The sequence below is a fragment of the Rothia sp. CCM 9419 genome (assembly GCF_048512815.1).
In the GTDB taxonomy this organism is placed as follows: domain Bacteria; phylum Actinomycetota; class Actinomycetes; order Actinomycetales; family Micrococcaceae; genus Rothia.
This window is the reverse complement of record NZ_JBLXXY010000004.1, coordinates 1-13,342: the sequence shown is the minus strand read 5'-3', so window position 1 is coordinate 13,342 and position 13,342 is coordinate 1. Positions and strand designations below refer to the sequence as shown.

At 48.8% G+C, this 13,342-nt stretch carries 13 protein-coding genes and 4 tRNA genes; 3 read left to right on the top strand and 14 right to left on the bottom strand.

Translation table 11 applies throughout. The annotated features are described in order from the left end of the window. The first annotated feature begins 30 nt into the window (after positions 1–30). Positions 31–1,170, top strand: a complete 1,140-nt coding sequence (gene asd / locus ACN08W_RS04725; protein WP_419102954.1) for an aspartate-semialdehyde dehydrogenase — start codon at positions 31–33, stop codon at positions 1,168–1,170. Positions 1,171–1,293: 123 nt separating this feature from the next. On the opposite strand, the gene ACN08W_RS04720 is transcribed toward asd, so the two are convergent. The 5 genes from ACN08W_RS04720 to ACN08W_RS04700 form a co-directional block, all read right to left on the bottom strand. Further along, a complete protein-coding gene (locus ACN08W_RS04720; protein ID WP_419102955.1) occupies positions 1,294–1,629 on the bottom strand; it encodes a TIGR02611 family protein in 336 nt (111 codons plus the stop codon). 101 nt (positions 1,630–1,730) lie between these two features. Beyond that, positions 1,731–2,828: a UDP-N-acetylmuramate dehydrogenase gene (locus ACN08W_RS04715; protein WP_419102956.1), complete on the bottom strand. Its 1,098-nt coding sequence runs from the start codon at positions 2,826–2,828 to the stop codon at positions 1,731–1,733. A gap of 5 nt (positions 2,829–2,833) precedes the next feature. Next, positions 2,834–4,126, bottom strand: coding sequence for an MFS transporter (locus ACN08W_RS04710; RefSeq protein WP_419102957.1), 1,293 nt, complete (start codon positions 4,124–4,126; stop codon positions 2,834–2,836). Between the two features lie 40 nt (positions 4,127–4,166). Continuing rightward, on the bottom strand, positions 4,167–4,625 hold the full coding sequence (locus ACN08W_RS04705) for a MaoC family dehydratase (RefSeq protein WP_419102958.1): 459 nt from the start codon (positions 4,623–4,625) through the stop codon (positions 4,167–4,169). 2 nt (positions 4,626–4,627) lie between these two features. Beyond that, the gene (locus ACN08W_RS04700; RefSeq protein WP_419100915.1) at positions 4,628–5,083 is read right to left on the bottom strand and encodes an FAS1-like dehydratase domain-containing protein; all 456 of its coding nucleotides are present in this window, start codon (positions 5,081–5,083) and stop codon (positions 4,628–4,630) included. 164 nt (positions 5,084–5,247) lie between these two features. Between ACN08W_RS04700 and ACN08W_RS04695 the strand changes: the two genes are divergently transcribed. After that, a complete protein-coding gene (locus ACN08W_RS04695) occupies positions 5,248–5,367 on the top strand; it encodes an FtsX-like permease family protein (RefSeq protein WP_419108927.1) in 120 nt (39 codons plus the stop codon). A 115-nt stretch (positions 5,368–5,482) separates the two neighbouring features. On the opposite strand, the gene brnQ is transcribed toward ACN08W_RS04695, so the two are convergent. From brnQ to ACN08W_RS04650, 9 genes are all read right to left on the bottom strand, one after another. After that, on the bottom strand, positions 5,483–6,829 hold the full coding sequence (gene brnQ, locus ACN08W_RS04690; RefSeq protein WP_419108926.1) for a branched-chain amino acid transport system II carrier protein: 1,347 nt from the start codon (positions 6,827–6,829) through the stop codon (positions 5,483–5,485). A 133-nt stretch (positions 6,830–6,962) separates the two neighbouring features. Further along, positions 6,963–7,034, bottom strand: a tRNA-Thr gene (locus ACN08W_RS04685). A gap of 4 nt (positions 7,035–7,038) precedes the next feature. Beyond that, a tRNA-Met gene (locus ACN08W_RS04680) sits at positions 7,039–7,112 on the bottom strand. Positions 7,113–7,143: 31 nt separating this feature from the next. Next, positions 7,144–7,215, bottom strand: a tRNA-Thr gene (locus tag ACN08W_RS04675). Positions 7,216–7,295: 80 nt separating this feature from the next. Then, positions 7,296–9,227 carry a DEAD/DEAH box helicase gene (locus ACN08W_RS04670; protein WP_419104053.1) on the bottom strand — a complete coding sequence of 644 codons (1,932 nt, stop codon included), beginning with the start codon at positions 9,225–9,227 and terminating at the stop codon, positions 7,296–7,298. 437 nt (positions 9,228–9,664) lie between these two features. Next, the gene (locus tag ACN08W_RS04665) at positions 9,665–11,302 is read right to left on the bottom strand and encodes a DUF2079 domain-containing protein (RefSeq protein WP_419108925.1); all 1,638 of its coding nucleotides are present in this window, start codon (positions 11,300–11,302) and stop codon (positions 9,665–9,667) included. 222 nt (positions 11,303–11,524) lie between these two features. Next, positions 11,525–11,902 carry a thioredoxin gene (gene trxA, locus ACN08W_RS04660; RefSeq protein ID WP_419100922.1) on the bottom strand — a complete coding sequence of 126 codons (378 nt, stop codon included), beginning with the start codon at positions 11,900–11,902 and terminating at the stop codon, positions 11,525–11,527. Positions 11,903–12,078: 176 nt separating this feature from the next. Continuing rightward, positions 12,079–12,160, bottom strand: a tRNA-Tyr gene (locus ACN08W_RS04655). Positions 12,161–12,293: 133 nt separating this feature from the next. Then, a complete protein-coding gene (locus ACN08W_RS04650; RefSeq protein ID WP_419107079.1) occupies positions 12,294–12,635 on the bottom strand; it encodes a hypothetical protein in 342 nt (113 codons plus the stop codon). Between the two features lie 194 nt (positions 12,636–12,829). Between ACN08W_RS04650 and ACN08W_RS04645 the strand changes: the two genes are divergently transcribed. After that, the gene (locus ACN08W_RS04645; RefSeq protein ID WP_419100924.1) at positions 12,830–13,321 is read left to right on the top strand and encodes a YajQ family cyclic di-GMP-binding protein; all 492 of its coding nucleotides are present in this window, start codon (positions 12,830–12,832) and stop codon (positions 13,319–13,321) included. Positions 13,322–13,342 lie beyond the last annotated feature (21 nt).

The following is a 13,342-nucleotide window of genomic DNA, read 5'->3' as shown; positions in this document are numbered from 1 at the left end:
CTGTTCCTTCAGGCGCGGTAGACTGTCCCTATGAATTTTACGACCGGTGACTCAGTAGCTTTTGTTGGATATCGTGGCATGGTTGGGTCTGTGCTGATGAAACGTATGGAAGAAGAAGACGATTTTTCAGGTATTACTCCCGTCTTCTATTCCACCTCTCAGGCAGGTCAACCAGCTCCTTCGTTTAAAGGGGCAGAATCCAACGATGTTCTTCATGATGCGTATGATATTGAGGATTTAGCGCGTCATCGTGTCATTCTCACCACTCAAGGTGGCGACTATACGTCACGAGTACATCCCCAGTTGCGCGAACGCGGGTGGGACGGTATCTGGATTGATGCAGCGTCCACTTTACGTATGAACGATGATTCAGTGATTGTTCTTGATCCGGTGAACCGTCATGTGATTGACCGTGCCCTTGAATCGGGTGTTAAAGATTTTGTGGGCGGTAACTGTACTGTTTCCTGTTTGTTGATGGGTCTTGGCGGTTTGTTCAAGAACGGTCTTGTTCAGTGGGCTAGTTCGATGACTTATCAGGCAGCTTCTGGTGGCGGTGCCCGCCATATGCGTGAGGTTCTCAAACAGTTCCGTGATGTGTCTGCTGAGGTCAGTGCGGATCTTGACGACCCTGCCGCAGCCATTTTGGATATTGACCGTCAGGTTCTTGCAAAGCAGCGTTCTGGTCAGCTAGATACTGAACAATTTGGTGTGCCGTTGGCAGGTTCGTTGATTCCGTGGATTGATAGCGATTTGGGTCAGGGGCAGTCTCGTGAAGAGTGGAAAGCTGAAGTTGAGACGCAGAAGATTCTGGGGCTTTCCGATGATGAGCGTGTTTTGATGGATGGTTTGTGTGTGCGTATTGCGACGATGCGTTCTCATTCTCAGGCTTTGACGCTCAAACTTACGGAGGATATCCCGTTGGCTGAGATTGAGCGTTTGATTGATGAGGATAATCCGTGGTCTAAGGTTGTTCCGAATACTCGTGAGGATTCTATGCGTGAGTTGACTCCGGTTGCTGCTTCTGGTTCTTTGGAGATTCCGGTTGGACGTTTGCGGAAGATGTCGATGGGGCCAGAGTATTTGAGTGCTTTTACGGTAGGTGACCAATTATTGTGGGGTGCTGCTGAGCCGGTACGTCGTATGCTCAATATTGTGACGGGAAAGCTATAAGAGGGTTTTTGTTCGCCTTGCTCATGTTGTTGTGGCGGGTGTTGCTTCTTGATAAAAATACGCGGTATTTGACTGTTCTGAGAGAGTTCGTCACATACCGCGTATTTTTATGGTGTGTAGGTTTTATATTTGGTTTTTTCGTTGGCGACGTTCTTCAGCTCGCGCTTTAAAACGGCGCCAGATGCCGAGAACTTTTGCTTTAGCCCAGAGGTTGAGTCGGTGTGCCCACGCAAATTCGGTGCCCCATAACCCCATGCCGAGGAAGATGAAGAGCCATCCTGGGCCGGGCGTTACGAGCATGACGATTCCGGCGAGAATGCAGAGGAGCCCTACCGTGATAACGATGAAACGGTGTATGACCAAAAGTAGCGGGTGTTTGCTCATAAAGTTTCGTAGCTTCGCTAGTTTTTGGTGGATTTTGCTATCTTGACTCTCATTAATTTCTTGGTCTAAAGACATTGTTTTTAGGCCTTCCCACTTTTATCAAACGCTCATCGTTAGGAGTGTAAAAACTATTTATATCCTAAAAAGCTGGTGAGTTTCCGATAAATGCTGGTGAGTTAGTCTAGCGTTACGCCGACCATGACGGGTTCTGGTACTAAATGGACACCAAATTTTTGGGTTACGCCCTCACGTACGGTACGAGCAATGGCTAGGATGTCTTGGCATTGCGCGTTTCCGCGGTTAGTGATGGCCAGAGTGTGTTTTGTTGACAGTGATGCTCTAGCACCGCAGATATCGTGTTGTTCGGCATCTAGCCCAAAACCTTTGGAGAATCCGGCGTGTTCAATCAACCATGCCGCGCTGAGTTTGGTTTTGCCGTCGATGAGGTTTCCTTGTGCATCGTAGACGGGGTATTGGGGTGCGTCTTGTGGAAGATGTTCAAGCTGGGTGTTGTCGATAATGGGGTTGGTAAAGAAGGAGCCGGTGGAATAGGTGTCTCGGTCTTGTGGGTTCAGCACCATTCCTTTTGATGCGCGTAGCATCAGCACTTTTTCTCGTACGTCTTGTAGTTCTGCTCGGTCTCCTGCATTAACTCCGAGTTGTCGGGCTAGTTCTGCGTATCGGATGGGGGCAGATTCTGCTCGTTTTTCGAGGGTGAAGACGACGCTGAGCACAACATAGCGGGAGAGCCCGTTAGACATGTGTTGTTTCAGGAGTGAGTCTCGGTAGGAGAAGCAAAGTTCTTCGTTGCTGAAAGTGATGATTTCGTTGGTGTTTCTATCCCATACGCGTACCTGTGTGATGGTGTGCGCTACTTCAGAGCCGTAGGCGCCAACGTTTTGTACGGGGGTTGCGCCAACGGTTCCGGGGATACCAGAGAGCGCTTCTACCCCAGACCAGCCTTCGTTCACTGCGTGTTCTACGAATCCGTCCCAAGAGTGTCCAGCTTGTACACGGACGGTGACGGCTGTTTCGTTGCTATCAGCGTCAAGGATTTCTATGCCTTCGGAGACGATATGGAGTACTGTTCCGTTGAATCCTTCGTCTGAGACGAGGATATTTGAGCCTCCACCGATAATTAGAAGAGCATCTGAGCGTTGCTGTACATCTTTGAGCGCGTTGATGATGTCTGCTTCGGAGGATGCTCGAATATAGGTTTTTGCGGGTCCGCCAACTTCTGCGGTGGTTATTTCTTTCAACAACATTTCATTCACGTTCTCTAGTCTAGCGTGCGTGGCGGTTGTTCATTCTGTTCTGAATGAACCTGTATCGAAGTTATTATGGGCAAAGATTCGGTGTATATGGGGCGGTGTTGTGTGGTTTTTTCTGGTGGTCTGAGGTGTTTGGTGAGGAACATGGAGAGGAGGATGAAGCCGAGAACGATGGAGAGTCCTTGGCGGATACCGAAGTGTTCTCCGAGTAGTCCAAGTAGTGGTGGTCCGCCGAGGAAGGCGGCGTATCCAATGGTTGATACGACTGAGACGCGCACCGCTGATTTGTGAGGGTCGTCTGAGGCGGCTGACATGCCGGTGGGGAATCCAAGTGAGACGCCGATACCCCAGATGAGTAGCCCGAAGAATCCGATGAGAATGTTGGGTGCGAGGATGAAGATGCTCAGCCCGCATAGGGCTAAGGTGCAGGTGGCGCGTATGACGGGGACTCTGCCGTAACGGTTAAGGAACCATGTTCCGCTCAGCCGTCCAAAGGTCATGGCTCCAACGAATACGGCGTAGCCGATGGAGCCGGTCGTGGCGCCTGCCCCATATTCTTGGGTGAGGGCTAGTGCTGCCCAGTCGTTGGCGGAGCCTTCGGCGAGCGCCATGCCGAGGACGAATAGTCCGATGAAGATGGTGTGTTTGTCGCGCCATGCGTCTCGTACACGGTAGGAGGAGACTTGTTGCATGGTGTGGGTGTCTTCTGCTCCGTAGTGTTCGCTGTGGCATTGGTAGATGGAGTATGCGACGATGATGGCGATGAGGCAGGCGAAGTAGATGCTGTGCCAGAGGAATGGTATGCCAAGTTGGGTGTCGAGGGCGCTCAGGAGTGCTCCGACGACGGTTCCGATGGAGAAGAAGCCGTGCATGGTGGAGGTGACGAACCGTCCTAATGCTCTTTCGACAGCGACGCCTTGAACGTTGGCTGAGACGTTTGAGACGGCGCTGCCTAGTCCTATGGTGCTAAGGCAGATGACGGCGAGGGGGATGTTGCTGTGGTGTACGGCGATGCCGACTCCTGCTAGACCGCAGGTTGAGATGAGGTAGCTGAGGCTGAGGCAGCGTCTTGCGCCAAAGCGTGAGACGAGTACTCCGGAGACGGTGACGGCGAGGAATGAGCCGAGTGTTTGGGCGAGGAGGAGTAGTCCCATGGGTCCGGCAGAGAGGTCTAGCCCGTGAGCGATATCGGGTAGGCGTGCTAGCAGCCCCGATAATGCTAGTCCGCTGGCAAAGAATATTGCCAGAATAGCTCGGTACCAGGTGTTGATGTCTTTTCTGCTCAGAGGGGTTGAAACCAACCGGATGCCCTTTCGACCAGTAGTGTGAAGTTGTTTGTTTTTAGAGTTGTACGATGGCTTGTGCTTTGAGGAGAACTTTTTGTTCTTTGCCGTTTTCGTCTGTGGTGGTGACGGTGAGGTCTACTCGTGTTTGTTGTGTGTCGGGGTAGAGTTCCGCAATTTTTCCTGAAACGTGCACGGTTGCGGTGGGTTCTTGGGGGTTTTGTTGTGCTGGTGCGTCGGGAACGATGACGGGTTTGCTGAAACGGCATTGGTAGTCGATGATGGCGCCGGGGTCGGCTGCCCATTCGCTGACGAGGTTGATGGCTAGCCCCATAGTGTACATTCCGTGGGCGATGACTCCTGGTAGTCCTACGGATTGTGCGAACCGTTCGTTCCAGTGGATGGGATTGTAGTCTCCTGATGCTCCGGCGTATTTGATGAGGTCGGCTCGGCTAATAGAAAAGCTTGTGTTGCCGATATTCTCGCCTTTTTCGAGGGTGTTGAAGGTTGGTTTCATGGTTATTCTCCTCGAATGAGTAGTGAGGTGGTGCAGGTGCTCAGTAGTTCGCCATCGGTGGTGTGTAGTTCTTCACGTGTGGTGAGCATTGCGCTAGTGCCAATCATGCGGAGGTTTTCTACGTGCACGGAGGTGATGATGTTATCTCCGGCGGTGATGGGTTGGTGGTGGGTGAATCGTTGGTCGGCGTGGACGACTCTGCTGAAGTCAATGCCTGATTCTGGGTCTTGAATGAGTAGGCTATCTGCTTGTTGTGCCAAGATGATGGCGTAGGTTGGTGGTGCAATAATGTCACGATAGCCGGCTTTTTGTGCGGTTTTGGTGTCGTGGTGTAGGGGTGATTGTGCTTGTGTTGCGTGCGCAAATTCTCGGATGTGTTCTTTTCCAACGGTGTAGGGGGTGTTGTTGGTGTATGTTTTTCCGAGGATTTCGGGGTTAATTTTTTGGGTGTTGGGCATGGTCTTAGTCTATAGCTTTGAGGTGAAGATGACCTATTCTTGCTTTGTTTTTGTGATGTGCTGTCGGTGTGAAGGTGCTGGTTATTCCCTTATTGATATTGTTTTGGAAATCTCAAGTTTTATTGAGAGTCTGCTTGTCACAGAAAAATGGATAGCTAATTGCAATGTCGTTAGTTACGCTTAGCACTGGTGCTATTGGCATGATGAATACTTTTCTTGTAGCTGTCATTGAACGCCGTAAAGAAATCGGGTTACGGCTTGCTCTTGGTACAAACCCTCTCTGAAGGGTAAAACTTCTCTCCCATCCCCCATACACGTTAAGAGGTGCTTGTGATACAGCTAGTATCACAAGCACCTCTTAATATTTTACGTAGCTAAAATGGTGAAACCGTTACTGTTTTACGCGTTATATGCCGTAGCTTTCTTCAGGGTACGAGGTGAACGGGTATCAAGAACAAAGCCAATCACTGCGGCAATGAGAGTCGGTACAGCCCAACCTAGCTCTTGAGAGAAACCAGGAGACCAGCTAATGAGTGGCGCAATTATTGCAGAGCCCCACCCTAAGGTGTTCAATGCCGATAAGCTGGCAAAAGCTACTGCTACGCCCAATGCACCACGGAACGTCCAATAAAGATTCTTACCGGTGAAGGGTTCGATAAGAGTCAAGAAAATCAAAGTGATAGCGGCAGGATACAGAACCCCAATAATCGGAGCAGCAACCATCAGTACTGCGCTCAGTCCCAAGGTTGATAGGGCAAAAGCAATCAGAGAGAAAATTACTAGCCATACACGGTAAGAAATAGCGGGTACTAATTTAGCGAAGAATTCGCTTGTTGCGCCTAAAAGACCAACAGCAGTAGTCAAACATGCCAAAAGGACGATGAGCCCAAATATGCTAGCACCCCAGCTTCCCATGGTCTGCTCTGCAGCATATGAGAGAAGTTGTGCACCGTCTTCAAAAGAACGCCCTTGAGGAATATGCGCACCAATAATCGCTAGACCAGCATAAACGATTGCGAGAAGAACACCAGCAATGATGCCAGCGATACTCACACCACGGGTGAGCGCTCGCCCTTGAGGGATGCCTTTATGTTGCAAGGACGATACCACGATGATGCCAAATGCTAAGGCAGCCAGAGAGTCCATGGTGAGATACCCAGAAATAAAGCCAATGCTCAAGGGGTGTTCACCGTATTTTTCGGTAGGAGCTGGTGCGTCGCCACTAAAGGTTGAAATACCTAAGATGACGAGTACAGCAAGCAATAGTAGAAGTAGCGGGGTTAGCACTTTACCAAGAGCATCAACGATAGTTCCAGTGTGTAAGCATAGGGCAAAGCTGACGCCAAAGAAGAGTGCGCTAAAAAGTGCTGCAGCAGGTAAAGAATCAATACCGAAGATGGGTACGACGGCAGTGGAAAAGCTGACGACTGCAGTACGTGGTAATGCGTAGAATGCGCCGATAGAAAGATATACCAGTACGGGGAAAAGAACACCGAAAATTACGCCGCCGCGGTTGGCGAGGTCATGTATATCGCGTCCGGAGATAGCGATAGCGAGGATACCTAGTACGGGTAGAGCGACTCCTGTCAGAAGAAAACCAATGAGTGCGGGAATAAAGTTTTCTCCGGCTTCGGCGCCAAGGGCTGGCGGGAAGATGAGGTTTCCTGCACCGAAGAACATAGAAAAGAGCATCAGTGCAGCGATAAAGATTGTTGATAAGTTTCGTACGGGGTGAGAGGTATGCACGGTTATAACCCATCATGATGAAATGTTGTATGGAACGATAGCAAAAAGCTCCTACGGCTAGAGCATTGTGTGCTACACCGTAGGAGCTACTAAAAAAGCTCATTCAGATGTTATCTGAATGAGCTTTTTGCTGAGCCCCGACCGGGAATCGATCCCGGGACCTCCATCTTACCAAGATGGCGCTCTACCACTGAGCTATCGGGGCGAAGTAGCGGTGGACGGGCTCGATCCGTCGACCTCACGATTATGAGTCGTGCGCTCTAACCAGCTGAGCTACACCGCCAAGTATGCGCCTCATATCAAGACTCATACAGAGCCCCGACCGGGAATCGATCCCGGGACCTCCATCTTACCAAGATGGCGCTCTACCACTGAGCTATCGGGGCAACAGGGAATACATTACCGTACTCACCAAGAAAGGCGCAAATATTTTCACACTATATTGAGGTGTTCTGCGCCACTACTCTTAATATTTTTTACCTTGACCACGGTTTTTTCTAAAACCACGGTCATCGCCAAAGCGTTTAGAACCAGAATCACGGTCACGGCGGTTGTATCCGCCACGGTCTGAACGGTTACGGTCACCATAACCACCACGGTCGCCACCGCGGTCACGGCGGTTGTATCCGCCGCCTTCACGGTTTCCTCCACCAAAGCGTCCACCGCCACTACGTGGTCCGCGGTCTTTAGAGATATTAACGTATTCACCGTTAATCTGGGTGTCTTTGAGACGGTCGAAGAAATCGCGAGGAAGGTCTTCGGGCAAGCCAACAACAGTGAAGTTCTTACGGATGTCGATAGAACCAATCTGTGAGCCTTTGATGCCACCTTCGTTGGTCAAAGCGCCAACAATCATACCGGGGTTCACACGGTTGTTATGGCCAACCTGAAGCTTATAGTCAACCATTCCAGCTTCTGGTCCGCGGGGGCGACGTTCACGGCGGTCAGAACGCTCAGAACGATCGTCGTCGAAACGGTCACGACGGCGGTTCTTCATCTCTGGGATTTCTTCCACAAAGAAGGGGCGACCTTCTTGCGCAATAACAGCTAAAGCAGCTGCAATTTCTAGAGCGTCAACGTCGTTTTCGTTCTCGTATTTCGTGATGATTTCACGGAATAGTGAGAGGTCTTCAGTTTCGATGGTGTCAGTAATTTGTTGAGCGAAACGAGTCTTACGATTCTCGTTCACGTCATCAACTGATGGCATGTGCATTTGCTCAACTTTTTGACGAGTTGCCTTTTCAATCTGGCGCAGCATGTATTTTTCACGAGGAGTCATGAACAAGATTGCTTCACCGTCACGACCGGCACGGCCAGTACGTCCAATACGGTGTACGTATGATTCAGTATCGTGAGGGATATCGAAGTTGACGACTAAGGAGATACGTTCTACGTCAAGACCACGAGCAGCAACGTCGGTTGCCACAAGAATATCAACACGCCCGTCACGCAAAGAATCAACGGTACGTTCACGTAGCTGCTGGGGAATATCACCGTTAATAGCAGCAGCTTGGTATCCGCGAGCCTTAAGTTTTTCGGCGAGTTCTTCGGTCTCTTTTTTGGTACGAACGAACACGATGACGCCGTCATAGTTGCCCACTTCAAGAACTCGGGTCATTGCTTCAAGCTTGTGCGAGTGCATAACCTGAATGAAACGCTGGCGAATATTAGAAGCAGTAGAAGTCTTGGACTTTACGCGAATTTCGGCAGGATCGTTGAGGTACTGGTCCGCAATTTTGCGGATAGTCTTCGGCATGGTTGCAGAAAATAGTGCAACTTGCTTAGAGCTAGGAGTCTGGGCAAGGATTTCTTCGACGTCTTCAGCAAATCCCATGCGGAGCATTTCGTCTGCTTCGTCCAATACGAGGTATTGAAGATCAGAGAGATCTAGTGAGCCTTTTTTCAAGTGGTCGATAACGCGACCGGGTGTGCCAACAACGACCTGTGCACCACGGCGTAGACCGTTAAGCTGAGGACCATAAGGGGAACCACCGTAGATGGGCAGAACGGTGAAATCGTCCATGTGGGTGGCGTAGGAGGTGAAAGATTCAGCAACCTGTAGAGCGAGTTCGCGGGTGGGGGCAAGAACAAGTACCTGAGTTGCTTTAGAAACACCGTTGATGTCGGCAAGTTCTGCAAGGCGGGACAACGCTGGGACAGCGAAAGCCGCAGTTTTACCGGTACCGGTCTGTGCTAGACCAACAACGTCGCGTCCTTCAAGGAGCAAAGGAATGGTTTGTTCTTGGATGGGGGAAGGCTTTTCGTAGCCAACTTTTTCTAGAGCTGCCAAGACACGTGCGTCAAGACCGAGGTCGGTAAATTTAATACCTTCGTCTTCTGCGGTGTTTTTCTCGGTAGTTTCTTCAACGAGGTTTTCGGTGGTGTGTGCGGGCTCGATGAACTCTAGTTCTGCTTTAACAGCAGAGTTATTTTCTGTCAATTTTTCCTACTTCAAAGTGGGGTCGGTTGCACCCAATTTTTAGGGTGCAGGTAACCGGGACTCCCTGCTCGCGTAGTTGGGTGCGCCATCTACTATTCGGCGCTACCTTATATCCTCCGCGGTGAAAAATAATTCCAGCGGAAACGTGAACTCCATGAAAACTCATCATGAGATAACGTACGGAGTGTTTTAAAAGGTTTGCGCGTATAAAAGCGAGCTGTTTCTCTCAGGCTGACAACATGTTGGTTGTTAGCCAGTTTCTGATTAAGCGCCTGTTTTCAGTCGGTCGGCGCGCGCATCTGTGTTTATGGGAAACCGGTAATGTACGTTGTTCACCTTACCGTATAAAACGAAGTTTTAGGGAATCGGGTGACAGAACCGACACCAAAAATACTTTATTGTTCAACTCTCTGGAGCACATAAATTGTGCCAAAACGCTGATATTCACGGTAGTCACCACCGAAATGTTCGTGGGCATAGCGTGCAGGATTTTGAGGTGCAGATTTTCCCCACCCTCCCCCAGCACGGTCGATAACGACGTATTCGGGGTGTGCGTGATGTGTTTTATCACCAATCCAAAAAACTTGGCGTTCAGGCACAAGATAGGTCAAAAGAGATAAGTCAGAAGCTACCGAACTATGGGTTGGAATAGATTCTAGTGCTTGCTGTTTATCACGTTCATCAAGGCTTAATGAAGAGGATAAGAATCCCTCGCGTGTGATATTCCATAGTGGTTGAGAGGGGAAGGAAGCAATGACGACAAGAAGTGCTAACCAGAGGAAGCTCATACGAGTCAGTTCTTGAGCACGCTGAGCAGATATCGCAAAGAGGTGTTGTGCTTTAGTGCCAAGATAGCGTAACGGTGCGAAGCGTTGGGTACATAAGAGCGCGTCGAGTAGAGCCATGAAAACAATGGGCATAAGAACTAAAGAATAATGCCAGGTGGGTGCCCAGTATCCTTCATGGGGTGAGAGAAAACGCCAGAGTATCGTGGGCAAAGCAATCAGCGCTAAGGGGGAAAGAACCCACAGAAATACCCCAGAGAAGAGCAATAGCACTAGAGTCAGAGTTTTTTGCCACGGATAGAACAAAAGACCAAAAGATTGCAAGGGATCCGAAAGTACCTCAGCCAGGTTGAGTTTATCTGAGTAGTCGAATACTCCCCCGTTGTTATGGGCAGGAAGAATAATAAGAACCGCAGATAGAGACCAGATAAGGCCCCAGAAGAGCAATAGTACGGCATGCAAAGATCCGTCTTTACTGTTGATTTCGCCTACTGCACCAAGAAGGCGCTGTGATAAGGGTTGTACCAAAGCTGCTGAGGGAAAAAGTCTCTGATGTATACAGGTTATGGTTCCGGCACGGAGTGCAATGACGAGAGCAATCATGGCGACAGTTATACCGAGGTCTTCTTTGACAAAGGCTAATGGCATCGCCCAATAACAGGCTCGTTTGAGATGGGTGACAGGTTCCACGCTCTTTCTACTCAAGACAATATGACCGAGAGAAGCGCAGAGAAATGGCAGGGCAAAGGCAACTTCGTGAAATTGCACCGATACCGCATTTTGTACGCCAAAACTTAGACCATAAGCGGTAGTTAGCATGATGGCTCCAGCGGGAGGAACAAGTTGCTGGGCGTAACGGCATACGAGATAAGCAGAATATGCAACTAACGCATTTTGTACGTATAGGAGCGTTGCTGGAGAGGGAAATAGTGCGTAGATGGGGCCAAGAATCATCAGGATTGGGTGAAAGTGGTCTCCCCAAAGGTTAAAGCCTGCACCCTTGATATCTACGGTGGGCGGAAAATGTAATTGTGAATATTCTTGCGCTAGTTGGGAGAAGATTCCTAAGTCCCATGAGGGCGTGTGATAGTGCAGATATTGAAAATAAGAGTACAGACTGTAAAACGAGAAAAGAATGAGAGCAAGGCTTATTCCAATGAGTCGAGAATTAGATTTTGGGGACAGCAAAGAATGTATGGATTGTTGTTGAGCAGGGGGTGAAGCTGAGTTCTTTGCTGTAGCTGTCATAGGGTGTTTGTTCTCTCTAGAGTGTTGTGAGCTCTTGCCTCATAGGATATAGCAAACATGTACAGAGATTGTAGGATAACTATTTTTGTAGAAGTTTTAGCATGTATAACGCCCCAATAAACACTAAAGATTAGGGGTGAGTTGTTCCACTAAAAATAGTGGAGCAACTCACCCCTATCGTGTCTTAGGTTAGACACCGCGTATCATGGGTGCGGCTTGAGCTTAGGAGTTTTCTTCTGCTTCTTGTTGTTGAGCGACTTGTTGGTGAACTTCTTCCATGTCTAGTTCACGTACAGCCTGAATAACTTGTTCAAGTTGTTTTGCGTTAAGTGCGCCAGGCTGTGAGAAGACGAGTACACCTTCACGGAATGCCATGAGCGTGGGGATGGATGAGATGCTAGCTGCTGCTGCTAGTTCTTGTTGTTCTTCGGTGTTAATCTTTCCGAAAGTAATATCTGGGTGTTTTTCGGAAGCTTCCTCAAACACCGGAGAAAATTGCTGGCAAGGACCGCACCATTCTGCCCAAAAGTCCAGAAGCATGATGTCGCTCGACTGTACTTTTTCGGTGAGGTTTTCTTGATTGATTTCTATAGTAGCCATAGTTGTCACCCTACCGGTAGATGTTTACCTAACACAATACGGTTTCACTCTCAAAGAATATCTGAGTGGTTATAGTGCAGATAATTAGGGGTACGCACAGGTTTTTATCTCATGGGCTGAGATACCGGTATATAGATACAAGAAAACCCACCTCGTACGAGGTGGGTTTTAGCTTGTGGCAGATGAGGGATTCGAACCCCCGTAGGCAGTGCCAGCTGATTTACAGTCAGCCCCCTTTGGCCGCTCGGGTAATCTGCCAGAATCATTATTTCTAATGACTGGTATTCGCATGAGCGAACGTGACTACACTACCGGATATTTGAGGAAAACAAAAACCAAAACAGCATTTTGTGACAAAAGTTACTCTAGTTTGGTGTTTTGAGCGCGAGAGTTAGACCGTCTGAGACATCAATTCCTGCTCTTGCAACAGCCTCATCTCAAAGTTCTCTAGATACGCATAGGCTTGCTCTTCAGTACACATTTGCCCACGAATCTCACGAATAAGGTTTTGTTTCACTCCCTCAAAACGCTCTACAAGATACTCGCTTTCGAGAGTTTCTCCTAAGGTCTCAAGAGACTCATAGAAACAAGGTTCTACAGCCGAAAGGCTCTTAACTGATTCATCAGATGATGGGTCGACACCATGGTGCTCTGAGATATCTGAGCTCACGTCCTTGTGAGTATTCAAAACATCACATTGAGCAAGAGTGTCACCACGACGATTTTTTGTCATAGCTCTATCATCGCTGTTCAAGGTGAACACTAGCTGACAGTTAGGTCACGTATTCATAACAATTTTTTTGGTACACCACCAGCATAAACAGAGCAAAACATGTACCGTTATCTATAACAACTGATGCACCATTACTAACTGCTTTTACGCAGAGCGTTAGAATCGCATCCCCGAATATCTAAGGAGTATCTCTTATGGCAAGCGAATCATCTTTTGACGTTGTTTCTAAAGTCGATAAGCAGGAAGTATCCAATGCTTTAAACCAAGCACAAAAAGAAGTATCACAGCGTTACGATTTCCGAGGAGTAGGCGCCGATATTAACTTCTCTGGAGAAAAAATCCTCATCAAAGCAAACTCCGAAGAGCGCGCCCTAGCTGTACTCGACGTTTTCCAGTCAAAACTTGTCAAGCGTGGCATTTCCTTGAAGTCTCTCGACGCCGGTGACCCCTATGCTTCCGGTAAAGAGTTCCGTATCGAGTGCTCTATCAAAGAAGGTATTGCCCAAGATCAAGCTAAAAAGATTTCTAAGCTCATTCGCGAAGAAGGAGCTAAAGGAGTTAAAGCAACTATTCAGGGAGATGAGCTACGTGTCTCTTCCAAGTCTCGTGACGACCTCCAAGATGTTATTGCTTTACTCAAAGGCGCAGATTTGGAAGTTGACCTTCAATTCGTTAATTACCGATAATAGATTAAAGGTTCGAACCAT